The organism is Nitrospinota bacterium (assembly GCA_016208975.1).
Classification (GTDB): domain Bacteria; phylum Nitrospinota_A; class UBA7883; order UBA7883; family JACRLM01; genus JACQXA01.
On sequence record JACQXA010000003.1, the window covers coordinates 34,319 to 61,234 of the forward strand.

General features: G+C 57.0%; 24 protein-coding genes. 16 read left to right on the top strand and 8 right to left on the bottom strand.

The features are described from left to right. The 3 genes from HY751_02780 (at position 1) to HY751_02790 (ending at position 3,232) form a co-directional block, all read left to right on the top strand. Positions 1-186 carry a hypothetical protein gene (locus tag HY751_02780; protein ID MBI4665318.1) on the top strand — a complete coding sequence of 62 codons (186 nt, stop codon included), beginning with the start codon at positions 1-3 and terminating at the stop codon, positions 184-186. A gap of 443 nt (positions 187-629) precedes the next feature. Beyond that, positions 630-1,751: a transcription termination factor Rho gene (gene rho, locus HY751_02785; protein MBI4665319.1), complete on the top strand. Its 1,122-nt coding sequence runs from the start codon at positions 630-632 to the stop codon at positions 1,749-1,751. Between the two features lie 8 nt (positions 1,752-1,759). After that, positions 1,760-3,232: an HD domain-containing protein gene (locus tag HY751_02790; GenBank protein ID MBI4665320.1), complete on the top strand. Its 1,473-nt coding sequence runs from the start codon at positions 1,760-1,762 to the stop codon at positions 3,230-3,232. 51 nt (positions 3,233-3,283) lie between these two features. Here the strand turns inward: HY751_02790 and HY751_02795 are convergent, their stop codons facing one another. Further along, complete coding sequence (locus HY751_02795; GenBank protein MBI4665321.1) at positions 3,284-3,967, bottom strand: DedA family protein; 684 nt, start codon at positions 3,965-3,967, stop codon at positions 3,284-3,286. Positions 3,968-4,401: 434 nt separating this feature from the next. On the opposite strand from HY751_02795, the gene HY751_02800 reads away from it, so the two are divergent. The 4 genes from HY751_02800 to HY751_02815 all read left to right on the top strand — a co-directional run bounded on the left by HY751_02800 (position 4,402) and on the right by HY751_02815 (position 9,789). Next, positions 4,402-6,057, top strand: coding sequence for an arginine--tRNA ligase (locus HY751_02800; protein ID MBI4665322.1), 1,656 nt, complete (start codon positions 4,402-4,404; stop codon positions 6,055-6,057). Positions 6,058-6,067: 10 nt separating this feature from the next. Beyond that, positions 6,068-6,898, top strand: coding sequence for an SPOR domain-containing protein (locus HY751_02805; GenBank protein MBI4665323.1), 831 nt, complete (start codon positions 6,068-6,070; stop codon positions 6,896-6,898). Between the two features lie 9 nt (positions 6,899-6,907). After that, positions 6,908-7,396, top strand: coding sequence for a DUF4149 domain-containing protein (locus HY751_02810; GenBank protein ID MBI4665324.1), 489 nt, complete (start codon positions 6,908-6,910; stop codon positions 7,394-7,396). 725 nt (positions 7,397-8,121) lie between these two features. Further along, positions 8,122-9,789 (top strand): hypothetical protein, encoded by a 1,668-nt coding sequence (locus HY751_02815; GenBank protein ID MBI4665325.1) that lies wholly within the window; start codon positions 8,122-8,124, stop codon positions 9,787-9,789. A 592-nt stretch (positions 9,790-10,381) separates the two neighbouring features. Here the strand turns inward: HY751_02815 and HY751_02820 are convergent. Next, positions 10,382-11,332: a response regulator gene (locus HY751_02820; GenBank protein ID MBI4665326.1), complete on the bottom strand. Its 951-nt coding sequence runs from the start codon at positions 11,330-11,332 to the stop codon at positions 10,382-10,384. Positions 11,333-11,335: 3 nt separating this feature from the next. Beyond that, positions 11,336-13,477, bottom strand: coding sequence for a chemotaxis protein CheA (locus HY751_02825; GenBank protein ID MBI4665327.1), 2,142 nt, complete (start codon positions 13,475-13,477; stop codon positions 11,336-11,338). Positions 13,478-13,957: 480 nt separating this feature from the next. Between HY751_02825 and HY751_02830 the strand changes: the two genes are divergently transcribed. Further along, entirely contained in the window at positions 13,958-14,452 is a 495-nt protein-coding gene (locus tag HY751_02830) for a hypothetical protein (GenBank protein MBI4665328.1), read from the top strand. A gap of 111 nt (positions 14,453-14,563) precedes the next feature. Then, positions 14,564-14,854: a twin-arginine translocase TatA/TatE family subunit gene (tatA, locus tag HY751_02835; GenBank protein ID MBI4665329.1), complete on the top strand. Its 291-nt coding sequence runs from the start codon at positions 14,564-14,566 to the stop codon at positions 14,852-14,854. 436 nt (positions 14,855-15,290) lie between these two features. Here the strand turns inward: tatA and HY751_02840 are convergent, their stop codons facing one another. Then, the gene (locus HY751_02840) at positions 15,291-16,388 is read right to left on the bottom strand and encodes a hypothetical protein (GenBank protein ID MBI4665330.1); all 1,098 of its coding nucleotides are present in this window, start codon (positions 16,386-16,388) and stop codon (positions 15,291-15,293) included. Positions 16,389-16,743: 355 nt separating this feature from the next. Here HY751_02840 and HY751_02845 point away from each other — a divergent pair, with 355 nt between their 5' ends. Genes HY751_02845 through HY751_02855 form a run of 3 tightly spaced genes read left to right on the top strand, consistent with a single transcriptional unit; the run spans position 16,744 to position 18,966 of the window. After that, positions 16,744-17,670, top strand: coding sequence for a sulfite exporter TauE/SafE family protein (locus HY751_02845; GenBank protein ID MBI4665331.1), 927 nt, complete (start codon positions 16,744-16,746; stop codon positions 17,668-17,670). 3 nt (positions 17,671-17,673) lie between these two features. After that, on the top strand, positions 17,674-18,117 hold the full coding sequence (locus HY751_02850) for a hypothetical protein (protein ID MBI4665332.1): 444 nt from the start codon (positions 17,674-17,676) through the stop codon (positions 18,115-18,117). Positions 18,118-18,120: 3 nt separating this feature from the next. Continuing rightward, positions 18,121-18,966, top strand: a complete 846-nt coding sequence (locus HY751_02855; protein MBI4665333.1) for a universal stress protein — start codon at positions 18,121-18,123, stop codon at positions 18,964-18,966. Positions 18,967-19,453: 487 nt separating this feature from the next. Here the strand turns inward: HY751_02855 and nusA are convergent, their stop codons facing one another. Together nusA and HY751_02865 are read right to left on the bottom strand one after the other, a co-directional pair. Continuing rightward, positions 19,454-20,581 carry a transcription termination/antitermination protein NusA gene (gene nusA / locus HY751_02860; protein MBI4665334.1) on the bottom strand — a complete coding sequence of 376 codons (1,128 nt, stop codon included), beginning with the start codon at positions 20,579-20,581 and terminating at the stop codon, positions 19,454-19,456. Between the two features lie 15 nt (positions 20,582-20,596). Then, positions 20,597-21,058 carry a ribosome maturation factor RimP gene (locus HY751_02865; protein ID MBI4665335.1) on the bottom strand — a complete coding sequence of 154 codons (462 nt, stop codon included), beginning with the start codon at positions 21,056-21,058 and terminating at the stop codon, positions 20,597-20,599. Between the two features lie 145 nt (positions 21,059-21,203). Between HY751_02865 and HY751_02870 the strand changes: the two genes are divergently transcribed. Together HY751_02870 and HY751_02875 are read left to right on the top strand one after the other, a co-directional pair. Next, the gene (locus HY751_02870) at positions 21,204-21,941 is read left to right on the top strand and encodes an SDR family oxidoreductase (GenBank protein ID MBI4665336.1); all 738 of its coding nucleotides are present in this window, start codon (positions 21,204-21,206) and stop codon (positions 21,939-21,941) included. Between the two features lie 397 nt (positions 21,942-22,338). Then, positions 22,339-22,686, top strand: a complete 348-nt coding sequence (locus tag HY751_02875; protein MBI4665337.1) for a cupin domain-containing protein — start codon at positions 22,339-22,341, stop codon at positions 22,684-22,686. Positions 22,687-22,748: 62 nt separating this feature from the next. On the opposite strand, the gene fhcD is transcribed toward HY751_02875, so the two are convergent. Beyond that, on the bottom strand, positions 22,749-23,636 hold the full coding sequence (gene fhcD, locus HY751_02880) for a formylmethanofuran--tetrahydromethanopterin N-formyltransferase (protein MBI4665338.1): 888 nt from the start codon (positions 23,634-23,636) through the stop codon (positions 22,749-22,751). A gap of 258 nt (positions 23,637-23,894) precedes the next feature. On the opposite strand from fhcD, the gene HY751_02885 reads away from it, so the two are divergent. Both HY751_02885 and HY751_02890 read left to right on the top strand, forming a co-directional pair. Then, entirely contained in the window at positions 23,895-24,128 is a 234-nt protein-coding gene (locus tag HY751_02885) for a hypothetical protein (GenBank protein MBI4665339.1), read from the top strand. Further along, on the top strand, positions 24,115-24,465 hold the full coding sequence (locus HY751_02890) for a type II toxin-antitoxin system PemK/MazF family toxin (GenBank protein MBI4665340.1): 351 nt from the start codon (positions 24,115-24,117) through the stop codon (positions 24,463-24,465). The genes HY751_02885 and HY751_02890 overlap by 14 nt, the downstream gene beginning before the upstream one ends. A 549-nt stretch (positions 24,466-25,014) precedes the next feature. On the opposite strand, the gene HY751_02895 is transcribed toward HY751_02890, so the two are convergent. Continuing rightward, on the bottom strand, positions 25,015-26,844 hold the full coding sequence (locus tag HY751_02895) for a hypothetical protein (protein MBI4665341.1): 1,830 nt from the start codon (positions 26,842-26,844) through the stop codon (positions 25,015-25,017). Positions 26,845-26,916: the final 72 nt, after the last annotated feature.

Here is a 26,916-nt window from a genome sequence, read left to right on the forward strand (position 1 = left end):
GTGGCTGATGTCATCCTGAGCGAAGCGAAGGACGGGGCGAATGTCATCCTGAGCGAAGCGAAGGACGGGGCGAATGTCATCCTGAGCGAAGCGCTGGACGAGACGGATGTCATCCTGAGCGAAGCGCTGGACGAGACGGATGTCATCCTGAGCGAAGCGAAGGATCTCCCATCTTCGATAATATAGAAGAGATTCTTCGGCTCTGCCTCAGAATGACAACGGCTCTACCCCTCAATGACAGCGGCCAGGCGCCACAATGACAACATAGAAACCGTTGATTACATTGTCATCCTGAGCGAAGCGAAGGATCTACCCATTAATTGGAATTCATACTGGCGCACTATCGTTTTTTCTTTACCTAATCTCATTTCCTGATATACTTCTTTAACGGATCATTTCCGGTCCGGCTCGGAGAGTTTTATATTAACCCGGCGGGATAGCTGGCGGCTCTGAAAGAATCACCCTTAAATTAATCAGCGCCACGTCATTCTAGACAACAGCGCCAGGCGAAAGGCTAAAAAAAACCTGCGCCCTCTTCCGATTTAACCCGGAGCAGTAACCACCAGGGATTATTAACCGCGCCGCGGTTTTAGGCGCATTGCATCGTAAAGGCTTGTAAAAAAGGATATATGCCAGATATGGAGCCGGTTTCCGGCGTTTTGGACATTACAGACAAGGGGTTCGGGTTCCTGCGCTCGATTGACAGGGGCTACGCCATGGACGCTATGGACCCGTACGTGGGGCAAAACCTCGTCCGGAAATTCCGGCTCATGCCGGGCATGTTCGTGGAAGGGTTCGGCATCCAGAAAAGCCAGAAACAACCCAACGTGGCCGTGGAGCGGATTGATAAAATAGACGGGCTTTCCGTGGAGCAGTCCATGCGAAGGACCCATTTCAACCGGCTCACCGTGATCGACCCGCAAAAGAAAATAAAACTGGAAACCGGTACAAAACCTTTGACCACCAGGATTATGGACCTGTTCTCCCCCATCGGCAAAGGCCAGCGGGCCTTGCTGGTGTCGCCTCCCAAGGCGGGCAAGACCACCTTTTTAGAAGACATCGCCAAGGGGATGAAAAAGAACCATCCGGAATTAAGGGTGATAATTTTCCTGATAGACGAGCGCCCCGAGGAGGTCACCCAGTTCAACCGCAACGTTGGCGGCGAAGTGGTGGCCACCAGTTTCGACGCTCCGTTGAGCGAGCAGATAAGGACTTCGGAGCTTGTTTTGGAGCGGGTCCAGCGGCTGGTGGAAGCGGGCGAGCACGTGGCGCTTATTGTGGACTCCATCACCCGGCTGGGCCGGGCCTTCAACAAGGCTACGGACAACAGGGGCGGCAAGACCCTCTCCGGCGGCGTGGCGTCCACAGCCCTGGAATTCCCCCGCAAGTTCTTCGGCTCCGCCAGGAACATCGAAGGGGGCGGCAGTCTCACCATCATCGCCACCTGCCTGGTGGATACCGGAAGCAAAATGGACGAGGTGATTTTCCAGGAGTTCAAAGGCACCGGCAACACCGAAGTGGTGCTGGACAGGACCCTGGCCGAGGAACGCATTTTCCCCGCCGTAAACCTGGGGCAAACCGGCACACGCAAAGAGGAAAAACTGCAGACCGCCGATGACCTGAAAAAGATTTGGATACTGGTGAAGGCCCTGGCGGGGGACAAGAATTTCACCAAGTACCGGTCGCTCTTGGACAAGATGGAGAAATCCCGCTCCAACTCCGAGTTCCTCTCCACCATCCCAACCATGTAGTCGCGGCCATGGGCCTTATCGCCAACGCTCCCGGGAAACTTTCTAACGCCATCCGGGAGCATGGCGCGGCCGTGGGTGAGTTGATGTCAGCCCTCTCCCGGCGTGGCATCCCCTGCTGGATTGTGGGGGGCGCCATCAGGGATTCGGCGCTGGGCCTGCCCGTCCATGATGTGGACATCGTAACGCTCACCGATCCAACCCGCGCCGTCAAATCCTTCTGCGCGGATTCGGCGCTGGGCTTTGTGATACTGGACGAAGGGCGCAAGATAGCCCGCATAATAACCAGCGCCCCGCCAGACATTAAAACCGTGGACGTGGCCATGGCGCAAGGCGGCGCCCTGGATGCCGATTTAACCCGTCGTGATTTCACCATCAACGCCGTGGCCGCCGAGCCTGTCGGCGGCGGGTTCGAGATTTACGACCCCTTGGGCGGGCTAAAAGACCTGCAAAACAAAATCCTCCGCCTCGCCTCCCCCGGCTCCATGGCCGAAGACCCTGTGCGGGTACTGCGGGCCCACAGGTTTTTGTTAAGCCATCAGCTGGAGCCCGAAGCTTCCATGGCCCAGGCCATAAAGGCTTCCATGGCGGAAATGGGCCGCATGCCCGGCGAAAGGCTTTTGAGGGAGCTTGTGGTGATATTGGGCCATCCCCAATCCCACATGGCGTTCAACCGCATGGCCGGTGACGGAACTTTGTTCAGCCTGTTCCCGGAACTTGCGGCCACCCGTGGAGTGACCCAGAACCGGTGGCATCATCTGGACGTGCTTGGGCATACGCTGGAGACCCTGCGCTTGATGGACGCTATCCTCTCGGCTCCGCCGGAATGGATGAACCCATGGATCAACGCCATGTCCCCCATCCTTTCCGAACCGGTATCGTTCGGCTGGCCCCGCGCAAGCGTATTAAAACTGGCGGCCCTATTGCACGACATCGGCAAACCTTCGACCAAAGCCGTGGATGACACCGGCAAGGCGACATTCCACGCCCACGAAAAGGCCAGCGCTGAATTGGCAAAACAGGCGTTAACCCGCCTGCGGGCCCCAAACGCCGTGACGGACGGTGTGGTGACGCTGATAAAAAACCATCTGCGGCCATTCATAGGGATTGTGGACGGAGGCTTGTCTCCCAAGGCCGCCTCCCGGTTCATCCGGGACATGGGCTTCTGGCTGATACCGGCGATGTTCCACACCCTGGCCGACTCCCAGGCCACCCGGGGCGTGATGAAAACGGAAGAGCGGTTCGCGCTGGAGATAAAAGTGGCCGGTGAGATATTCACCATGTGGGAGAAAACCCTCCGCGTAGAAGGCAAACAGGAGCCCCTTCTGGACGGTACGGAACTAATGAAACTGTTCCATCTGCCCCAGGGCAAGCTTATCGGTTCCCTGCTCAACGAAGTGGCCGTGGCGCGGCTGGCCGGGGAGATACACACGAAAGAAGAGGCGATGACGTTTGTCGAGAAGCTTCTTTCCAGCGAGGAATGAACCTTTCGTCCCAAGCGCGGCTTTCTGCGGCTTTCCCTGGAAACCGATACGCTATAAATGTTCAGGCGCGCCCGGCTGTTTCAGTTTTCCGGCCTTTCTTGAGTCCAGCCAGCTCCGGGTGAAATGATAAACTCCAGGCGTGATGGATATAACTATGATGCCCATGATGACAAGGGTGAAATTTTGCTTCACCACGGGAATGGCGCCGAAATAATAACCCCCGAACACGAACAGGGCCACCCATGAAATCGCCCCGGTCACGTTGTAGGCGAAGAACCGGGCGTATCTCATCCTGCCTATGCCCGCCACGAAGGGGGCGAAGGTGCGGATGATGGGCATGAACCGGGCGATGATGATGGTCTTCCCCCCGTGGCGTTCGAAGAAATCCCTGGTCTTGATAAGGTTCTTCTTGTCTATCAGCCAGGAGTTTTCCTTGTAAAACACCTTCGGGCCAACGTAATAGCCTATCCAGTAGTTGAGCATATCCCCCAGCACAGCGGCGATAATCAGCAGGCCAGCAACGAGGTAAACGTCGAAATGCCCCAGCGCTGAAAAAGCCCCCACGGCGAAAAGCAAAGAGTCCCCCGGAAGGAACGGCGTTACCACCAGCCCAGTTTCCATGAAGATGATGGCGAACAGGATCACATAAGTCCACGCGCCGTAAAGCCCTATGATGTAGCCCAGATACTTGTCCAGGTGCAACATCACGTCCACGAACCACTTGACGTATTCCATCCAAACTCCAAAATTGCGCCATGCGGATTATAAATGGCGCGGGGGTAAGTGGGCAATTATAAGAGAACGGCCATTACATTGGAACAGAATACGCGGAACCGCCGGGGACAGCGATTGTTTGTCATGGCGAACCTGCCGAACCATGGTTCTTGAACGCTTCCCCGTGGTCGCCCGACCACGGATTAACTGCTTCCCCGTGGTCGCCAGTTAACTGCTTCCCCGTGGTCGCCCGACCACGGATTCCTGTGCTGGCAACCCGATACTTACCCTGGGCGATTTGCAAATCGCCCCTACTGGATATCGCCCGGCCACGGATTCATATTCCTTGAATGGGCTCGCCCCTACGAAAATACCCATTCCATGATATGGTAGCTGTTTGACATCTATCGCCGAAGGTTTTAGCCTATTTAATTTCCGCAATTATCGCAGGGAAGATGAAAGAAGCTGTAAAACGTGTTGTTGAACGGGCTTTCGCCCGGATCGCCCCGGTGGAGGGGTGGGACGCCACCGCTCCGGCGTCGCTCGAAATATCCGTGCCCAAAGATGAAAAATTCGGCGATTTCTCTTGCAACATCGCCATGATACTGGCATCCCGGTTAAAGTCCAACCCCAGGGCCATCGCCACGAAGATCGCCGAGGGGATAACCGCCGAGGGGGAGTTCGCCGAGGTTACCGTAGCCGGGCCGGGATTTATAAACCTGCGGCTCAAGCCGGAGAAATGGGCCGGATCGCTGGGCTCCATCCTCAACGAGGGGGAAGCTTTCGGCAAATCCGCCTTCGGCGGGGGCCAGAGGGTTATCGTGGAATATGTCTCCGCCAACCCCACGGGGCCTTTGCACATAGGCCATGGCCGGGGCGCGGCCTTTGGCGATTCCCTGTCGCGCATCCTTTCATGGGCCGGTTTCGACACCCACAGGGAATATTACATAAACGACGTGGGTTTACAGATGGACAACCTGGGGCGCTCCACCCTGGCCCGCGCCCGGGAGCTATTGGGCCAGCCTTTCGACGAGCCTGCCTACAAGGGCGAATACATGAAAGACGTCGCCCGGGACTTTTTGAAAGCCGAGGGCGAGGCCGTCCTTAGCCTGCCTCCCGAAGAGGCGCTGGCCAAGGCCCGCAAATTCTCCGCCGACGCCATACTTGAAGGGATAAAAAAAGACCTGGCCGATTTCCGCGTGGGGTTCGACCAGTGGTTCTCCGAAAATTCGCTCCACGAAGACGGCGAGGTGAACGCCCTCATCGAGCAGTTCCTGCGGGACGGCCATATTTATGAGCATGAAGGCGCCCTGTGGCTTAAGACCGACACCGTGGGGGACGATAAAGACCGCGTGGTGAAAAGGGCCAACGGCCCCACCACCTACCTGGCGGCGGACATCGCCTATCACAAGAACAAGGTGGACCGCGGATATAAGACCATGGTGGACATCTGGGGGGCGGACCATCACGGCTACGTCCCCCGCCTGAAAGCCGTGGTGAGCGCGCTTGGCGCCAATCCCGACAACCTCGTGGTGCGGCTGGTGCAAATCGTAAACCTCAAACGCGGGGGTGAGCTTATCGCCATGTCCACCCGGAGCGGCGTGTTCACCACCCTGAGGGAGATAATGGACGAAGTGGGGGCGGACGCCACCCGCTACTTCTTCCTCATGCGCTCCATTGAAAGCCAGATGGAATTCGACGTGGACCTGGCGAAAAAGCAGAGCGACGAAAACCCGGTGTACTACATCCAGTACGCCCACGCCCGGTGCGTTAACATATTCGTCACCGCCCGTGAGCGGGGCGTGCCGCTGGTTCCTTTCGCCCAAATCGGCGTTAACAACCTTTTGGGTGAAGACGAGTTGCGGCTTGTAAAGAAGCTTCTCATGTTCCCGGACGTGGTGGCCGATTGCGCCCGGGATTTCCAGACCCACCCCATCCCGCAATACCTGCTGGAAGTGGCCGGGCTTTTCCATTATTTTTACAAGCATAACCGGGTTGTCACGGAAGACCTGGAATTGAGCAAGGCAAGGCTTGCGCTGGTGGAAGCGGCCAGGATAGTGTTCAGGAACGGGCTTTGGCTATTGGGCGTAAACGCGCCGGAACGGATGTAAAGAAAAGGTTATGGGTAACAAATCTCAAGGGAAACAGGGGAAAAAAGGGGTAATGCTCAGCGGCAAGCAGTTGGCCATACTCTTGTCTAGCCTGGCCGCCATAGCGGGCTTGACGTTCGCCATAGGGTTTGTAACCGGCACAGTCAAGGATAGCAACCAGGAAACCGCTACGGGTGAAGACACCGGCGGCGAGGACTCCCCGGCCATAGCGGGCGTCACCCCCAAACGGCTGGACGCGGAAGCCATCATCAAAGAGCGGCAGATTGAAAAAGAGGCCGTGGCTCCGGAGCAGTTCACGTTCCTGAAAACCTTGTCCAAGGATCAACCCAAACCGGGGGATTTCGCCCCCCGCTCACCGGAACCCGCCGCCAAACCCGTAGAGGCCGAGCCCGTGAAACCGGCGGTAGAATCAAAAACCGGATCCGCGAAAAGCGCCCCGGCGGTGCAGGCCAAACCCGTAGCGCCTATGGAAGAGAAGAAACAGGAAAAACCCAAAGCGGAAGTTAAACCCGTAGCGGAAAAGGCCGCGCAAAAATCCGCCGTGGCGCCTCAAAAACCGGAGAATGAAAAACCGGCGCCTGACGCTGTCCAGCCCGGCAAGCCCGGCGTGAAAGCATGGACGGTCCAGGTAGGCGCTTTCGCCACCAAACCGGAGGCGGAAAAACTGGCCGCCCGGCTGAAGGCAAAACAGCACATGACGAACATCCAGCCTTTCAGCAAGAACGGGGCCACCTGGTACCGGGTTCGCGTAGGGTCTTACAAAACCGAGTCCGCCGCGCGCCGCGCCGCCGAACAAATGAAGAACGATGAAAAGGTCTCAGCGTTCATCACCGCGTATTAAAGAGAAAAGATGATGACTATCGTCAAATACTTCCACCTTCTCTCCATGGCCATCTGGACAGGCTCCATGATCTTCTTTTCGTTCATCGGCGCCCCAGCCGTGTTCAAGGCGCTGGACCGGCAAACCGCCGGTGACGTGGTGGGGGAGATCTTCCCGAAATATTTCGCCATGGGCATCATCTGTTGCCTTATCGCCATCGTTACTCTGGCCATGATGGGGAAGATGACCGGATACACCTCCGAAGTCCGGATCGGGCTGGGCATCCTGCTGGTCATGGCCTGTCTCGCCTCCTATTCTGGGCTGGTAAACGGCCCGCAGGCGCGGGAGGTGAAGCGGTTGACCAGGATAGAGCAGGACACGGTAAAAAAAGAAGAGCTTCGAAAACAGTTCGGCAAACTGCACGGGATATCGGTGATGGTGAACCTTACCACCATAGCCATGGCGCTGGGGGTGTTGTGGCTCCTGCCCCGTTACATCAGCCAGACGCCGCCACAGTAAGATTTTTAGACGCCCCCCCTTGGTCGCCCGACCTCGGATTCCTGTGCGGAGTGGAGAAGACCGGGGTCAGGCGACCCCGGTGAAGCATAAGCAGACCGGGGCGACCCCGGTGAAGCGCAACATTTTATTGCGGCTCGTTCCATATCACCCTTCGATAAACTCGCGGTGCGCCATTTGTCATCCCGGCCAAGCGATAGCGCGAGCCGGGATCAGGGCCTCAATGGGGAATGGACGAAGCCCCGATGCCGGGTCAAGCCCGGCATGACAATGTTCCCACTATTGGGGATATTCTTATGCTTCCCCGAGGTCGCCATTTAACTGCTTCCCCGAGGTCGCCCGACCTCGGATTCCTGTGCGGAGTGGAGAAGACCGTGGTCAGGCGACCCCGGTGAAGCATAGAAGGCGACCTATTTCCCATGCTTCCCCGTGGCCGCCCTTTAACCGCTTCCCCGTGGTCGCCCGACCTCGGATTCCTGTTCCGCATATGTTTTGCAATCCGCCCGTGTAACTCGCGCCTTCCTTGTGTCCCGCTCCCAAAAGTCGCCCCGTCCTCTGGAGCAAGTATAATTTGCGCTTAACAGGCGCCAATAACAACAAAGGTTTTGACAAGCAAATCCTACAAGGAGCAAAATCAACCTAACACGCCGGCTACGTTTCGTAGCATTCCCGGCGCTCCCGCAGGACGGCCGGTCCTATATACGTTTGCGTCGCTCATGGGGGATGAAATGTTCCGCTGGTTTGCGCGTCTCGGATTGGGACAAAAACTGATGATCTCCCTGGCGGGGATCATGGGATTGTTCTATACCTTTAACATCCTGTTTTCCCTGCAAAGGGCCGAAGAGCAAGCCATCGAACAGATGGACGCCTTCGCCGGCGGCATCGCCGAGACGGTCCTAAGCTCCCTTAACACCATGATGGTCCAGGGGACCATCGGCGAACGCGAATCCTTTTTCAAGCTTATGAAAAGCACCACCAGCGGCCTTGAAGACATCCGGGTTTTCCGGAGCAAATCCCTGGCGGAACAGTATGGCGGGGGGACAGCCGAAGAGCATCCCAGGGATGGGATGGAAAAGCGGATCCTGGAAACCGGCGTCAAGGAATACACGGTGGAGAAAAAAGACGGCCGCAGGGTTTTCCGGGCGGTTGTGCCGTTCATAATGTCTGAAAACCGCGGCGGCTCCATCAATTGCATGGACTGCCACGAGGGCAAGGCCGGTTCGGTGAACGGCGGCGTGAGCATGACCATATCCATGGAAGCCATAGACCACCGCCGCAACGTGGACGCGGCGTGGATGATAGGATCGCTGGTAGTGGAGCTTGGCGCGATAATGGGAATGGTGGCTTTCCTGGCCAGCAGGAATATCACGCGCCCACTCCGGTTAACGATGGGAAGGCTTATCGAAAGCGCCGAATCGGTGGACTCCGCCGCGTCCAACGTGGCCGAGGCCAGCCAGTACATAGCCGATTCCGCCACGAAACAGGCGGCGGCGCTGGAGCAGACTACCGCGAGCGTCCAGACAATTTCAGAGATGACCGCCCATAACGCCACCGACGCGGACAACGTGAACACCCACGTTATCAGCATGAAAACAGAATCCGAAAGCGGCTCCACGCTGATGAAGGAGCTGTTGGATACCATGGGCCGGATAAAGAACCTGTCCGGCGGCTCCCGCGACCTTGCGGAGAACGGCAAGCGGGACGTGGGCGAAATGACGGAGGCCATGAAGTCCCTGCTCGTCTCCACCGAAAGGATAAGCAAGATCATAAAGGCCATAGACGAAATCGCGTTCCAGACAAACCTGCTGGCGTTAAACGCCGCCGTGGAGGCGGCAAGGGCTGGAAGGGCCGGCAAAGGGTTCGCCGTGGTGGCCGAGGAGGTGAGGAACCTGGCGGGCCGTAGCGCGGAGGCGGCCAAGGAGACATCCACTATCATTGACGAAGTGGTGGACCGGATCGGCAAAGGCAACAGCGTGGCCGTTAAAGCTGGCGCCACGCTGGGAAACATAATAGCCAGCGTCCAGAACGTGGCCAAAGCCGTGGAGGATGGCAACCTGACCGCCCAGAAAGCCGGAATGGCGCTGGATGGCATCAATAAAAACGTCAGCGAGGTGGCCACCCTTGTGGAGAACATCACCAACGCCTCGCAAGACCAGGCGGCCAACGTCAAACAGGTGAACCTGGCCATAAGGCACATGGACGACGTCACCCAGCAAAACGCCGCCACCGCCGAGGAAACCGCCGCTTCCGCGCAACAACTCAAGGAGCAGGCCAAAATTTTCGAAACCATTGTGCGGGAGCTTGTGGATGTGGTGGAAGGATCAAAGGCGAAACCGGCCCCGCCGGGCGGCTCGCGCAAAACCGGGGACAACAACTGGCTGGAGGAGAACGTTTAATCGTTACCCAAGGCCCGCATTATTGTCACCCCGGGCCTGCCGAGGGGTGAACCGGGCGCAGGCCCGGAAACGCCCGTCCGCATAACGCTTCCCCGTGGCCGCCAGTTAATTGCTTCCCCGTGACCGCCTATTTAAACGCTTCCCCGTGGTCGCCCGACCACGGATTCCTGTCGCTACTGTCGTTGTTTAAAGAAGACCGGGGTCAGGCGACCCCGGTGAAGCGCATATAAGGCGACCTCATTGAAGCGCAACATTTTATTGCGGCTCGTTCCATGTCACCCTTCGATAAACTCGCTGTGCGCCATTTGTCATCCCGGCCAAGCGACAGCGCGAGCCGGGATCAGGGCCTCAACGGGGAATGGACGAAGCCCCGATGCCGGGTCAAGCCCGGCATGACAATGTTCCCACTATTGGGGATATTCTTATGCTTCCCCGTGGTCGCCCGACCACGGATTCCTGATATTTATGTGGGAGCGGATGAAGTAGGACCCGGGGTCAGGCGACCCCGGTGAAGCATAGAAGGCGACCTATTTCCCATGCTTCCCCGTGGCCGCCCTTTAACCGCTTCCCCGTGGTCGCCGACCACGGATCCTCAAATGTTAGCCACTTCCTCGTGGTTTCTTTTCTTCACGTGGGTGTGCGCGGCCATCTTCACCTTGGCGGAAAGCACCCGCTGAACGGTGTCCAGCCCCTGGTAAAGTTTCAGATCCTCCTTGTCCACCACGTCCACGGCGCCTATGTCCTGGGCGCGGAACCGCATCTTGCTCCCTTTCTGGGCCACGGAGCTTACTATGATCACCGGCTTGGGGTAATGGATCATCAGCTTCTTCAGGAAAGACACCCCGTCCAGCTTGGGCATTATGATGTCCAGCGTTATCACGTCCGGGTCCAGCTCCACTATTTTTGTGCGGGCGTCGAAAGCGTCCTCCGCCTCTCCCACCACGTGGATCTCGTCGTCCATCTCCAGCGCCTTGCGAAGGATGCTCCGCACGGTGGAGGAGTCGTCCACTATGAGGGTGCGTATCTTCCTTCCGGCCAGGTCGCGCTTTTTGGCCTCCAGCTGTTGGGTAAGCTCCGATTTCTGGATCATCCTCATCTCCACCTCGCCGGTGTAGTTGTCGAAGAATATCTTGCGCCCGCTGTCGCCGCCGGTAAGCTTTTCGGCTATTTGTATCCTTCTGCCACCCAACACCTGCAGGGCCACTTCTATGTTTCGCCGGCCAATGTCGAACCCGCTGTTCAGATGGCCCACCACAGCGCCGCCGCCGTACACCTTGGCAACCAGGTTGCCCGGGTTCGGATCCACCTGGAGCATGGAGGAAACCAGCTTTTCCGTGGAATAATCGCCGTATTTGCCAAGCATGCCCCTGTCTGTGCCCGTTGGAAGCATGTAATGGTTCATTCCCCCGAACCGTTCCCTGCTGTTGTACAGACATACGGCAACGCACGAGCCCAGCAGGGTGGCGATCACCGCGGGCTGTTTTGTAAGGGCTATCTCACCTGGCAGGACGAATATCCTTTTCTTCTCAATGGGCTTTTCCATCGGTCACGCTTGCTCCCGAAACTGTTTTATGATGCCTTCCACGCTTAGTATGAGCGCCATGTTCCTGCCGTCGAGTATTGAGATCCCCTCAAACGCGTTGGGCTCCCTCGTTTTAACGGTAAGCTGTTTATAGACTATCTGGCGCTGGCCTATCATTTCGTCCACCACCAGGCAAACCGCCTGCCCCTTGGATTCGGCCAGGACGCAGATGGAGTCCCACACGGTAGTTTTCCTGGCCTTAACGCCGAACAGCTCAGCCAGCCTTATTACAGGATACAACATCCCCCAGCGGCTAACCACCTCCCCTTTCCCCTCCACGGTGGAAACGTCTTCCTTCGAGGCTTTAAATGACTCCCTAACGTTCTCCGCCGGAATAAGGAAAGCGCTGGCGCCAACCCCCAACGTAAGCCCCAGCTTTATCCTGGTGGCGTAGGCCAGGGGTAGCGAGAAGTCTATCCTTAACCCGCGGCCCGGCGTATTGGCCATTTTCAACGACCCGCCCATTCCAGCCACCGAGGCCATAAGCACATCCATCCCCACACCCCGGCCAGAGGTTTCCGTGACCTCCTCCGCCGTGGAGAATCCGGGGCGAAGGAGCAGGTTCAGCGACTCCGTCTCCGGCAGTTTCGCCGCCGCGTCAATGGAAAGCATTCCCTTCTCCACGGCTTTGCGTTTCACCACCGCCACGTCCACCCCGCGCCCGTCGTCGTATATGGCTATGTAAAGGTTGCTCCCGTCGGAATGCACATCTATGCGAATAGTCCCTTCGGCTGGTTTTCCGCCGGCTATCCGCGCTTCGGGTGGTTCAAGCCCGTGGTCCGCGCTGTTACGCACGCAATGGATAAGGATGTTCTCTATCTTGTCCAGCAGGCTCTTGTCCACCTCGGTGTCGCCGCCGGTCATTATCAGCCGCATCTGTTTCCCGGTTTCCTTGGCTATCCCCCGCACGATGCTGGGAAGCTTGCTTAAGCCACGCTCCACCGGGGCCTTGCGCACCTCGTACAGGCTCTTCTGCATCTGGCCCGAAAGCTCGCGGAACGCCTGGTTGTTGCTCTTCATGTCCACCGACAACCCGTCAAACTCGCCACCGTCCAGTTTCCGCTGGATGTTGTTGAACAGCTCGTTGATGGTGATAAGCTCCCCCATCTGGTCCAAAAACTCGTCCAGAAGGCTCTCCCGCACGCGGACTGTTTTGACTTTGGCCGCCTCCCCGCCGGGCGCCGTTTCCGGCCTGGCCCCCGGGGCGGAAGGTTTTGATGGGGCCGCCGGTTTTTCCTCCTGGATGTCCGCGGCGTATTTTCCGAGCCCCTCGGAAATCATCCCCGCCAGCATGGAGTCCATCCCTATCTCGTCCTGGAAGAACATCTCGAAGTTCTCTTTCATTTCCTCCAGCATGGCCACGGCCTCGCCATCGCCGGAGGCGGAGCTTATGGACACCAGGCTTTCAACGTTCTCCATGAATATCTTGTACCCGTTCTCCACGGGCTTGTCGGCCATGGCGTCCGCTATAAGGCTCTTTAGCGCCATGTACTCCCGGCTGATGTCCTGCCCGGCCCGGATCCATCTCGTCCCGTTGGTGATGGCGCTTTTCCGCCGGTCTTCCACCAGCTCGGGGGCTATCTTGCCTATGATGTCGAACACCTCTTTAGCCTGCGAGTCCTCCTCGAACTCCCCTTCGTCCTTCACCTTGTTCATGTAGCGGAGCAGTTCCACCCGGAGGGTTTCGTACCTGCGCTCGGCGCTCCGCTCGCCTATCTTCTCGTCTATGCTTTCCAGATACTCCTGCTCGTTGGCGGCCAGCTCCGTGTCTGTCCCGTAGGCGCGCAGACGGTTGAAAATGTTCTTCAGGTGGTCGGCCCCGTCCAGGATGAAATGGACGATCTCCTGGTTCACCTCTATCTGTTTTTCCCTTACGAGGTCCAGAAAGCTCTCAAACTCGTGGCTGAAGCTTTTGAGATGGGTGAGGTTGAAGAACGAGCTCATCCCCTTCAGGGAATGGACACCGCGGAATATCTCGTGGATAGGTTCAAGGTCTTCGGGCTTGGCCTCCAGCCTGGCGGAGTTTTGCTCCACCATGGACACCATGTCCTCGGCCTCTTCGAGGAAATCGTGCAACAGCCTGTCTTCAGGCTCGGCGGCGCTCATCTTCCCTTACAGCCCTATACACATGTTTGACTCTACCGCGCTGGGACTAATTGCTTTACTGATGAGAAAAAACCGCCACTCTCCCCGTGCCGTGGACGGCATTTCCAAACGCCGCCATTCCCAATCAAAATAAAGGCTTTAAAAGGCGCTGAAACCCCGGAACGTTACTCCCCCGGGAGAATAACACTGTAACGATTCATTGATTCAACAAGTATACCATTTTTTAATATTTCTAATCATTTGATGGTAGTGTCCCGGTTTGAAAGTACAGGGGAGATTCTTCACTTACGCCCAGAATGACAATATAAAAGCCGTTGGTAACATTGTCATCCTGGGCGAAGCGCAAGCGAAGTGAAGTATCTGTCTGTTATTTGAGATTCAAACTGATACACCACCCATTTGATATATGGTTTGTTCTGTGCTATGTTTCCAGTTTATTTTGCCCTAAGTAACAACAACAAGCTTCAGGAGAATAAAACCTTGAGTTCCGGTTTTTATAGATATTCGCTCTATTTTCTTATGGCCTTCGCCCTGGCTTTCCCCGCCTGTTTCGGCGGCGGAAGCGACGGGCCTAAAAACATCGTGCTGGGGCCCGGCTGGCACAACCTTGAAAGATCGCCCGACGGCAAGAACTGGTGGTTGTGGACCAAAGATAAGGGCCAGATTGTGGTTGAGGTTGATACGGATGTCACCCTCACCATGCGCGGCGGCGTGGGCTCCATCCAGTTGCCGAACAAAATAGAAGTAACGCTTAACGGTCAAAAAGCGGCCACCTGGGAAATCGGGGGGGACAAGTACGAGCAGAAACCATTCCAGCCCTTGCCGTTGAATCTAAAGGTGGGCCGGAACATCATCGAATTTACCAGCGCAAACAAGGCCACAACCATCCCAACAGACACGCGGGAGCTTGCCATCGCCATAGATGACATAAGCCTCACCGCTGGCGACGGGAAAGTGGTTTTCGCCCTGCAATAAGCCGGTTGATTTGCGCGCGGGAGGGTTTTATACGCCCTCCCGTTTTTTTTCGCCTTGGCGACTCCAATGTTTGAGATAATCTACCAATCAACCATTAGCTATTAACGGAACATGTTCGGTATCGGTATCCCTGAAATGCTGGTCATCCTGGTAGTGGCCCTGCTGGTGCTTGGCCCATCCAAACTGCCGGAGATAGCCCGGGCCCTGGGCAAGGGTTACGCCGAGTTCACCAGGTCCATGCGCGAAGTGAAAGAAAGCTTCAACGACATGGCGTCAGACTTCGAAAAAGAAACCGAAATCGTTCGAGACCCAAAGAAATATATCCAGACCGCCATAGAGGAAACCCTCACCGCCGAGGATGTGGACAAGGAATCCACCCCAAAACCGGAAGCCAAAAGCTGAAAATGCCGCGGTGAGTCATTTGTCATCCCGGCCAAGCGACAGCGCGAGCCGGGATCAGGGCCTCAACGGGGAATGGACGAAGCCCCGATGCCGGGTCAAGCCCGGCATGACAATTTTCGCTTCCCCGTGGCCGCCTCTGTACGCTTCCCCGTGGCCGCCTCTGTACGCTTCCCCGTGGTCGCCCGACCACGGATTCCTATGCGGAGTAGAAAAGACCGGGGCGACCCCGGTGAAGCGCAACATTTTGTTGCGGCTCGTTCCATGTCACCCTTCGATAAACTCGCGGTGCGCCATTTGTCATCCCGGCCAAGCGTAGCTCGAGCCGGGATCAGGGCCTCAACGGGGAATGGACGAAGCCCCGATGCCGGGTCAAGCCCGGCATGACAATGTTCCCACTATTGGGGATATTCTCACCCGGACTCCTTCCCTACATTTGTCATGGTGAGCCCCTCGGCAAGCTCTGGACAGGCTCTGCCGAACCATGGCTCGCAATTCTCCTCATCCGCTCCCTCACCGCCAAATGCAGTATCTCCGCCACCCGTTTAGCGCCTAGCCCGTCCACCACCCTCAGCGCCGATGACGCCATGACCGAAAGCCGGGCCGGGTCTTTCAAGAGCCCTTCCACCAGCCGGGCCAGTTCCGCTCCATTGAATTCAGGCGACCTGGAAAAATAGATAGCCATCCCTTCCCTCGCAAGCCCATCCGCAAACCGCTCCTGCCCCTCGAAAAAAGTGACGAGAATGGAAGGAGTCCCTACACATGCCAGCTCCCATGCGGTATTGCCCACCGAACACACCGCCAGCGCCGATTCCGCCATTTCCAGCGACAGGTCATCCACCCCCGAAAGTAATTCAAACGGATATCCCGCCAAATCAAGCCGGGCGGAAAGCCCTTTCAGATCGCCATACCCGTTACCCACCGCCACGGTGGCTTTTAACCCGGCGTGTTCAACCATATTCAGCGCATCTATAACCCTGGGGGTGATTTTATGCGGATCCGACCCGCCGAAAGAGATGAATACCCTTGAGGGATCTTTGGCTGGCGCCGCCTCCCGTCTTATCGCGTACTGCGGGCGGATAAGCAGATATTCCGGCCCCAGCAGAAGTTCGGCTTTCATGTTCGCGTATCTGGCCCGGTCGGCCCCAAGCCCGGCGTTCACCACTATGTGGGCGTTGCGGTTGTTGCCGTAAACATCGTCTATGGCCAGAACCACGGAACAGCAACGCCCTGCGGCTTCCATAAAATCTTCCTGGGAATGCAGAAGGTCCACCACTATCCCCACGGGTTTTAGCTCGTCCGCCAAACCCTCAAGGCAAGCCACCTCATCGGATGGGGTGGCGTCTTTTAGAAGCCTGGCCACCCGCCTGCCGCCACCCATGATTTTTTCCGAGACGCCGGACCCGTCATGATTCACCAGATAGGCAAAGCCGTACCCCAACCCCGAAAGCGCCAGTTCCAGCGCCATGCACCGGTAAAGATGCCCATACCCCGTGGCCGGATCGGCGTTTAGGCGGAACAGGATGGTCTGATTCATAGGGAAAGGTTACCAGCTTTCGGGCGCTTTAAAGACAGTTTTATAAGGCGCCTGTCATGGCAAGCTTGCCGGACCATGGACCCTTGCAGGCAAATCCCTTCCCCCTCGGCAGGCTCGGGGTGACAATCCCCCGTTATCCGTGGAGTTTATCACCACTGCCGCCCATCGAACGCTTCCACGTGGCCGCCCGACCACGGTTCCCCTCCCAAATTAAATCCTCCACCCTAAATCCTTTCCAGAAAAACGTCATCTAAAGGGGTTGAATTCTCAGGTAACCAGCTTACCAGGCTGTTTCATATTGACCGGAGGGGCGTTTTTGAATCTTTCAAGCTGTAAAACCGTCGCGTTAACCTTTATAACCCTGGCGATTTTCGCCGGGGCCGCGCTGGCGGCGGACGGCGCTTTGCCAGTGGAAGCCGCCCAGGCGGTAGCTCCATCCACAACCCCATGGTGGGTGTGGCCTCTGGCGCTTTTCGTGGTCACCTTTTTCATAGGCATCGTGGCGGTGCTGGGGGGCGTGGGGGGCGGCGTGCTGTTCGTTCCCATCGTCAGCGGGTTTTTCCCGTTCCATCTGGACTTTGTGCGGGGCGCCGGGTTGCTGGTAGCCCTTTCGGCGGCGCTGGCGGCCGGCCCGGGCCTTTTAAGAAAGGGCCTGGCGGATCTGCGGCTGGCCCTGCCCATGGGGCTTATCGCCTCCACCTCCGCCATCGGCGGAGCCCTGATCGGCCTGGCCCTCCCCACCAACGTGGTGCAGATAGCCTTGGGTGTCACCATCCTTGGCATAGTGGCGGTCATGTTCAAGGCCAAAAAGTCGGATTATCCCAATGTGCCCCAGTCGTGCGCCCTGTCCAGGGCCCTGCGGATCCACGGCATCTATTTCGAGGAGACGCTGGAAAAGAACGTGGACTGGAAAATCCACCGTGGCCCGGCGGGCATGGCCCTGTTCGTGTTAATAGGCGTCATGGCTGGCATGTTCGGGCTGGGCGCCGGATGGGCCAACGTGCCGGTGTTGAACCTTTTGCTGGGCGCGCCGTTAAAACTTTCGGTGGCCACCAGCATGTTCCTCCTTTCCATCACGGACACCTCGGCGGCCTGGGTGTATGTGAACAAGGGCGCGGTCCTACCCATGCTGGTCACCCCTTCGCTATTGGGCATCATGCTAGGCTCCATGACCGGGGTTAGAATATTGTCCAAGACCCGGCCCGCCTCGGTGCGATATATTGTTATCGTGATGCTGTTCCTGGCTGGCGCGCGCTCTGTGCTTAAAGGGTTTGGAATTTAACCGATGGCTGATAAAAAGAACAACAATAACCACGTAAACCGGGCCCAACCCACCGATAAACAGCTGGTGTACGCCAACATGCTGGACGTGGGGGTGAAAATCGGATGGCTTATCCTTGTCACAACTTTCACCCTTTACGTTAGCGGGATAATGCCCCCTCACGTGCCGCTGGATAAACTGCCGGAATTGTGGAAATTGCCGGTGAACGAATATCTTCACGAGGCGGGGCTGGGCGCCGGGTGGTCTTGGGCGGGCATGCTACACAAGGGGGACATGCTCAATTTTGTGGGCGTGGCGTTCCTGTCAGGCGTCACCATAGCCTGTTTCCTGCGCATCATGCCGTTACTGGCCAGGAAGAAAGACACCATATATCTTGCCATCGTCATTCTTGAAATTGGCGTCCTGTCGCTGGCGGCGTCGGGCATCTTGACCGCTGGAGGGCATTAAACCATGGGCGTTTACAAAAACTTCCTTGTGGCCCTCGACGAGTCGGACTCCAGCCATACCGCCTTCAAGGAAATCGTAAAACTCATCCTGCAAGACACCGAGACCGAAAGCATAAACCTCACCGCCATGACCGTGGCCCCCGCCTACACCGGCGAATACGGCGTTATGGAGATGGACAAGGTCTGGGACTCTGTATGCCAGCCCTGCAAGGCCGCTTTGGCGTATGCCGAGCAAGAAGCCTTGTCGCTGGGGCTCAAGTTGAAAAAAGTTTGCGTGGAGGGGGAAGCGTTCCAGCGCATAGCCGATTACGCCAACGAGAACGATTGCGATTTGATCGTACTGGGCAGGCGCGGCATTTCAAGGCTGGCCCGGGCGCTTATGGGTAGCATAACCTTCCGCGTGATAGGTTATTCCACCCGGGACGTGCTGGTGGTGCCGAGGGATTCGTCCATAGGTTTCAAAAACATCGTGCTGGCCATGGACGGCTCCAAATGCAGTAACGCCGCCGCCATAAAGGCTATCGACGTGGCCAGATCCTACGGCGGCAAAATCACCGCCGTATCCGTGGTGGAACCTTCCAGCCAGAAAAACGAGGAAACGGCCACCAAAGCCGCGGAAGGTTTTTTGGCCGGTGTGCTGGAAATGGCGAAATCAGCCGGCGTGCCCGCCAAATCCGACATATTAAAAGGCCCGGTTTACTCGGCCGTAACGGATTTCGCCGCATTACAGCAGGCGGACGTGATAATCATAGGCTCCCACGGCAGGACGGGCCTTATGCGGCTTATCATGGGCAACACGGCGGAAAAAATCATCGGCCACGCCCATTGCCCGACCCTGGTGGTGAGATAGCCCGGCCTAATACAATACGCTTCCCCGTGGCCGCCATGTGAACGCTTCCCCGTGGTCGCCCGACCACGGATTCCTATTCGGAATGGAGAAGACCGAGGTCAGGCGACCTCGGCGAAGCGCAACATTTTATTGCGGCTCGTTCCATGTCACCCTTCGATAAACTCGCGGTGCGCCATTTGTCATCCCGGCCAAGCGTAGCGCGAGCCGGGATCAGGGCCTCAACGAGGAATGGACGAAGCCCCGATGCCGGGTCAAGCCCGGCATGACAATGTTCGCTTCCCCGTGGTCGCCTCTGTACGCTCCCCCGTGGTCGCTGACCACGGATTCCTTTTTTCGCTTCCCCGTGGTCGCCCGACCACGGATTCCTGTGCTGGCAACCCGTTGACTTACCTTGGGCGATTAGCAAATCGCCCCTACTGGATATCGCCCGGCCACGGATTCCCCGGTATGGCGGCCACATAGGCCCAAGAATCCCCTCTGGAATTCCTTAACCGCCCGATTGTTCTCCGGCGGGTTTTGCGCCCTTCCTGTCTTCACGGGCTGGGCGGTCTTCAGCGCCCTGCCCGGCTTTCCTGGCCTGAAACTCTTCCCATTCCTTGGCGCTCATCACGTCCAACTGCCAGCCGGTCACTTTCTGCGCCAGTTTAACGTTCACCCCTTTTTTGCCGATGGCGGCCAACAACTGGTCGTCGGGCACTATCACCTCGGCCCGCTTTTCCTTCTCCGCCGGGAACACTTTCATATTCTTGGCGGGGATAAGCGCCGCGCTGATAAGTTTCTTCGGGTCCTCGCTCCAGGCGAAGATGTCTATCTTCTCCCCCGAAAGCTCACGCATCACGGGTTTTATGCGCACACCGTGGGCTCCAACGCAGGCCCCCACCGGGTCTATGTCTTTCTTGATGGTTTTCACAACCACTTTCGACCGGCCTGTCGCGTCCCGGGCGATGGCGGCAATCTCCACCGACCCGTCCGCCAGCTCCGGCGCTTCCATCTCCATAAGCTTCCGCAAAAGCCCCGGATGGGTGCGCGAAAGGGTGATGACAGGTTCCCTCCGCCCTTCCGAAACTTCGGCTATTAATAGCCGGAAATGTTTCCCCCGCTCATACTTGTCCTGGGCCAGCTGTTCAGATTGCGGCAAAATGGCCTCCACCTCGCCGAAATCGAAAACTATGCCTCCTTCGCCCCGTTTGGCCATCCGGGCGGTAACCATTTCACCGACACGGGCTTTATAGTTTAGAAACTGCCGGTGAAGCTCCGCCTCCCGCCCTTTCTTGTGGATCATCTGCCGCACGGACTGGGCGGCTATCCTCCCCAGATCCTCCATATGCACCCGGTTCTTCACCACCGAACCGATTACGCTGGCGGGATCCAGAAGTAGCGCCTTATCCAGGCTTATGTGGGCAAGCTTGTCGGTAGGCTCTTCCACCACCTCTAAAAGCTCGTACAGCTCGAAGTCCCCACGCGACTGGTCGAAATGGACCTCCAGGTTCTCCCGGTTAAGCCTTTTGGAGGCGGCTATGGCCACGGCGTCTTCAATGGTGGCGATAAGCGCCTCCACGGCCATGGACTTTTCGTCCGCCACCATCCGCAAAGCGTTCATCAGTTCAGAGGTCATAACATTATTTCCGTCTTAAAATTCCAGTTCCAGGTTGGCCCGGGCGATGTCCGCATAATCCAGCCGGACCGTCTGTCCGCCCTCTTTCACCGTCACGGTGACGCTGGTATCGTCCGCCAGGTCTATCACCGCCAATATCCTGTTCTCTCCATCCACCGGCTTTCTCAGCTTGAAAACCGCCAGTTTGCCCAGCGACCGCTGAAAGTCCAACGGCTTTTTAAGCTGTCGCGTAAGGCCCGGGGAAGATACCTCCAGAACATACCGCTCCTGGATAAAATCCTCCGCGTCCAGCGCAAAACCCACCTGGCGCGACACGTCGGCGCAGTCCTGCACGGTCACTCCGCCCGGTTTGTCTATATAAATCCTCAAAACCCGGGAGCCGTGGCCGCCCGTAAACTCCAGGTCCCAAAGCTCCACGCCGAAGCTTTCCGCCACCGGTTGGGCAATGGACCTGATTTTTTCCAGTTCGCCCGTCAATTTAACCTGCCTATGAAACAAAAAAAGTGGCCGAAACGAATCCGTCCACTTTTACGTTATAAACTCACCCGCGATTTACGATTGGTATTATTTCACAAAGCCTTTACCGCTGGCAAGAAGTTACTGGTTTTGGTACTTTGTTGTTATGACGGCAGGAAAAACAGCGTTGGTCACCGGCGGAGCCAAAAGGCTTGGCGCCCATATTTGCCTTGCCCTGGCCCAAAACGGGTACCGGGTGGCCATCCATTTCAACAGTTCCGAATCCGAGGCGGCCGCCCTGGCCGCTCAAATCAACGGCAGGCACGGCGAAGGCTCCGCGATTATTTTCAAAGCCGCGCTGGACTCACAGGAAGAAGCCGCCGCCCTGCCCCGGCGGGTGTTCGATACCTTCGGCGGGCTGGATTTGCTGGTGAACAACGCCTCCATATTCGCCAAAACCCCTTTGGACTCCTTTGGCGCGTCGCTGGGCGGTTTCGTATCCGTGCATGTCACGGCCCCCGGAGTGGTGGCCATAAATTCAGCGCCGTATCTGCGGAAAGCCGCGCCGGGCCGGATAATCAACATGGTGGACGTGTATGCCGATTTCGCCAAGAAAGACTATACCCCCTACGCCGTCACCAAAGCCGCCCTCAAAAGCCTTACAAGACAACTGGCCGTGGAGCTGGCGCCGGACATACTGGTGAACGCCATCGCCCCCGGAGCCATCACGGAACCCGAAGACGGTTTAAGCCAGTCCGCATTGGAAGCGATGTTGCAACGGATACCCCTGCGCCGGTTCGGCCAGCCGGAAGATATCGCCAAGGCGGTGGTATTCCTGGCATCCGCCAATTACATAACCGGCCACACCCTGGTGGTGGACGGCGGCAGGACGCTAACGGTTTAACGCGCTCCCCACCGTTTACCAAAGGCCGCCATTCTAAATGCTTCCCCGTGGCCGCCTTTCTAAATGCTTCCCCGTGGTCGCCATGTGAACGCTTCCCCGTGGTCGCCATGTGAACGCTTCCCCGTGGTCGCCCGACCACGGATTCCTATGCGGAAGACCGGGGCGACCCCGGTGAAGCTCAACATTTTATTGCGGCTCGTTCCATGTCACCCTTCGATAAACTCGCGGTGCGCCATTTGTCATCCCGGCCAAGCGTAGCGCGAGCCGGGATCAGGGCCTCAACGGGGAATGGACGAAGCCCCGATGCCGGGTCAAGCCCGAATAGCCCCGGCAAATAACATTGAACGTTACAGGGGGGCGTTTTGTTTAACTGTGATAACAGGAGGTGTTTTTTAGCATGGCCATACAGAATGGTAATATCTTTTCCAGCGCCGAGTGGAAAGAGGACAGCGTCCCCAAGCTGACCCTCTGCAAAACAGATGTGGTTACTCTGGACGTTTATTACTTCAAGCCCGGCCAGCGGCTTGGCTATCACCGCCATCCCACCGGCGACCAGATCTTCACGGTGCTGGAGGGTGAAGGCACGTTCTACCTGGACGAAAGCGGCGAGGAAAAACTGACCGTAAAACCAGGCTCCACTTTTGTGGCCCCGGCCAACGTGTGGCACGACCTGCACAACACCAGCGGTAATAACCTGGTGGCCCAGCAGGTTACCAAACAACCGGCGGGTATGGAAAAACGCTAAGGCGTTTTTTAACGGCAAATAAAAAAGGCGCGGGTTTTCAACGGCCCGCGCTTTTTTTCGTTTCAACCCTCAAACAGGCTCCGCAACGGGATTTTCACATCCCCCAGCTGGCCGCCGAACTCCGCCGAGGTTATCTTAACCACACCTTCCGCCCCGCATGCGGCCATAATCCCCGCCCGCATGGCATTCCTTACGCTTGGCCCGTCCACCCCGTCTATCACTATCTCCAGCGCGCTTTGAACCCCTTCCGGAACGCGGGAATCAATCGTTCCCCGCAACTCGGGGCAAAACGCGCCGTTGGTGGAGGCTGTAAGGAACGGGTACCGTTTCGAACCCACTTTGGACGCGCACCTGGCCGCGCCGCCGGGAAACGGCAGTATCACCCCCGGCATGGGCGCTATGGCCTCCCGCGCCCGTTTTACGGCATCCAACGCCGGTTCCGCCGACCGGGCCATTATGATGAACGCGCCCCCGGCCAACCCCTCTTTTGCCCTAAAAACCTCTTCCACCAGAAACTCCCCCTCGGTAACAGGGACGCTCCACATGTTTCTGCCATAGATTGTTTTTAACGACTCATACCCGTCGCCGAAATACCGTATGCGCCGCCCCGTGTTCATAGGCTCCCCCTCGGTGAATCCGTTGAACACCGCCGTGGTGGGGCATGTCATGGCGCCCTGCCCTATCCTTTTGATCAGGCTTTTGCCAAGCTTTTCCAGACTGCGGGCGAAGATAAGTATAGATGCGCCGGGCCGCCCGTCTGGCGTTTCCACCCCGTAAAGCTCCACACCCGCCTCCGCGTCGCACCCGATGATGGAGGTGGCCAGCCCCGTGGTGGCGCGGATGGCCTCGTTCAGCCAATACCCGTCCCGGGCGGTAACGATTACCCGCCCGCAGACCATCGGAAACGCCTCCGAAGTGGCCTCGTCTATAAGCGCGTTGTTTATTCGCATGGGTGGTTCGCGTTGTTACGGGGCAATTCTAACACCAGCTGGCGCAAAGAACATTGCCGGAATGAAAAACACCGGTCGAAGATTGCCTGGTTTTGCCGAAAAGGATTAAACTTATGGCGTGATTATAAGGAGAGTCTCGAATGTCCGCAATTTCACCCCGGTTAGGGGAGTTGCTGATAAAAACCACCGGCGCCAGCGATGTGGTCAATGACATTTACTGGGTTATAATGACATCATTAATATGGTAGGGCTTGAAACATGTTGCAGGCAATAAGGGGTCATTACAAGAACGGCAAGATTGAGCTTTACGAGGAGCCGGAATTGAAGGAAGGAGAAATAATTGTGACCTTTCTGAATTCGGGGGAAGCGGGATCGATTGATTTGCAGGCTCGCGGAATATCAATAACCGAGGCGGCTGATCTGAAAAGCAGGCTGAAAACATTTGAAGCCGACTGGAACGCCGAGGGGATGGATATTTATGACAAGGTTTAAGAAAGGGGCGATCGTATTAGTCCTTTTTCCCAATTCTGATCTCATAACCGCAAAACGCCGTCCTGCCTTGGTGGTTCAAGCCGATACTCCAAATACAGAATTGGATCAAGTCATCATAGCCATGATAACAAGCAACCTTGCCCGTGACGGCCATCCCTGCCGCATAAGAATCAACAAGGATTCAAATACAGGCAAACAGGCCGGATTGCTTACCGATTCCGTGATCATGATGGACAATGTGGCTACTGTGCGGCTGGTTGAGATAGACAAAGCCCTTGGAACCATAACGGACATGACAGCAGTGAACAACGCCCTGAAAGTGACTTTTGGATTATAGGCTCTTGGAGACTCTACTCTACGGTATAGGGAGCGAAAAGGTTTTTTACAGCGCGCAAAAATGCTGGAGAGCCAAACAGGGCTATGAAGCGGGAAGAATTTAATAAATATTTTACTCGTGATTTTTGGCTGGCCTTTAAAGGAATCGCTTTCCCCGTCAATATTACCAAAACAAACGAACCTAAATAAGATCGGGTAGTGTCTCAGTTTGAAAGTGCAGGGGAGATTCTTCACTTACGCTCAGAATGACAATATAAAAGCCGTTGATAACATTGTCATCCTGAGCGAAGCGCAAGCGAAGTGAAGGATATGTCTGTTATTTGACGGGCTGTTGCCCAAATAGTTTAGCGCCGTTTCAGCGGTGTCGTCCCGGGCGTAGCGCAAGCGGAGACCCGGGATCAGGGCCTCTTTTCAAATACATATAAGGTCGCGGCCCCGGCTCGCGCTTCGCTTGGCCGGTGTGACATTGCGGGAAACGGTTCGGGCAACAGGCCGTTGAAATTCAAACTGGGACACCACCGAAGATCGGGCCATCGCCAACCGCCACTTGTTAAACCATCCCCTCTTCCGGCGGCTCAAGCATTATGGCGCTCTCCCGCACAAGTTTTAGCACTTCCGCGTCGTTCTTGCCGAAAACCTTGCCGAAATGCGCGGCTGAACGGCTGAGTATATGGTACGTGTTCCACTGCGTCTGTTTGATCACCCTGTCCAGCACGGCTTCCCGGGCGAAGTCCGGCTTCAGCGAGTCCACATAAGCCCCGAACAGGTCGCGCACTTCCTTCCCGTTGGCGTCCTGCACCGTTTTCGAATACATCGCAGACAGGTCTATTTTTGTGAACAGGTCGTCCAGCCCGCCTCCCTGCGCGTTTTTGCGGGTAAGGGACTCCATCTCGCTATACGCGAAATGGGGAATAACAAGCACGCCGCCAAGGGCGTAGATAAGGCGCCATTTATCCTCTTCCAGCGCCGTTTTGGCCACTTCCCTCTGAACGCTGGAAGTAAGGCCCAGCGACAGCACCTTGGGCCAGAGGAAGCGGACCACAAGCTCCACCGGCGTCATCTTGCTTATTTTAACGGCCTCTTCTTTTTCAGCCTCCTTTTTAGCCAGGTCATAATCCATCTCCCGGCTGTATTCGTCCAGCCGGGCCGTCACCCCCCGGTCTATCTCCCCGCATACCGCCCCCAGGAACTTTTCCCTGACCACCATCAGGTCGTACGGCAGTTTGCCATCGTATATGTCGCAAATATCGTCATAGGTGATGTTGGACGTCCTGCCCCTCATCATGAACTCATACATGGCCTGTTTGAACAAGCTCTCGAAAAGGTTGGTCCGCTCTCCGCTCCGCTCGTTTATCTCGTTCTGGATCCACCGGGCCAGGGTTGTCTTTATCAGTTTCGGGTTATCCGCGCTCCTGGCGTAAAATTCCGCCACCGGGCCCGCCGGATCTGAAAAAGTTTTTACATAGTGTTCCCGTACAATGTCCCCCAGGTTGCTAAGAAAAAACCTCCTCGAATTGAAAGTGTCAAACCTTAGCTTTATAAGGCGGACAATGGGGTGGGTTGCGGGCATATCCGCAAGGGGTTGTGGAACGGCTCCTTTTTCCCGCCCGGCGGAACCGGCCTTTTTCTTGATCGCCTCCCACTCGGCGCCGGAAACGATCCTGCCGTCGTTGATTATCATGTCCGCGGCGGCGGGCAGAAGGTCAGCCAGCCCGGTTTCCGTATTCACATGGAGCAGGTAATCCAGCGCTATCCCGGTGAACAGTGGAAGATTGGCCTTTTTCTCCCGCGCAAGCTTGATGAACATGGCGCACATGTTTCTCTCCTGCCCCTTGGCCTCTCCACCTTCCTTCCGGATTCTTTCCCCGGTTGCGGCAAGCAGGGCCCTTGTGAGATTGTCGGCGAAATTATCCGAACCCACCAGCTTGCCGATTTCACCGGGGAGCTCCGCTATCGAGCCGTACTCATAAAGAACCGCCTCTTTCTCCGGCGCTCCCATGCCGCCCAACCGCTCCATAACCTGCGCGAAAAGCGCTTTCCCCTTTTCCGCCAGCGCGGCAAGGGCCTTGTGGCCGCTTTCGCTGATGTGAAGGCCGTACCGGGTGTCATCCACCTTGTTCACTATGGCCACGGGTATCCGCAAGCCTTCCAGCAGAAGTTGCACAGGCGCCAGCACCCCCTTCCTGGCCGCCGAAAGGAAATCTTCTATCTCGCGCCGCTGTTCGGCGCCGATGATGGAGGCTGTCACCACACCGGCTCCGGTTTTGGAGATGTCCAATACTTTTATGTCAATCGGCATGGGATCGGGATAGAGGATCAGTTGCCCTTTAATGCCTAGCTCCTCAGCCGAATATCTCTTCTCTTTTCGTCTTCCCGCCATATATTCACTGAAAATCAGGCAATTTGCGTTTTTTTAGAGCGCGCAATAACCGTTAAATCAAGGTTTGGAAGG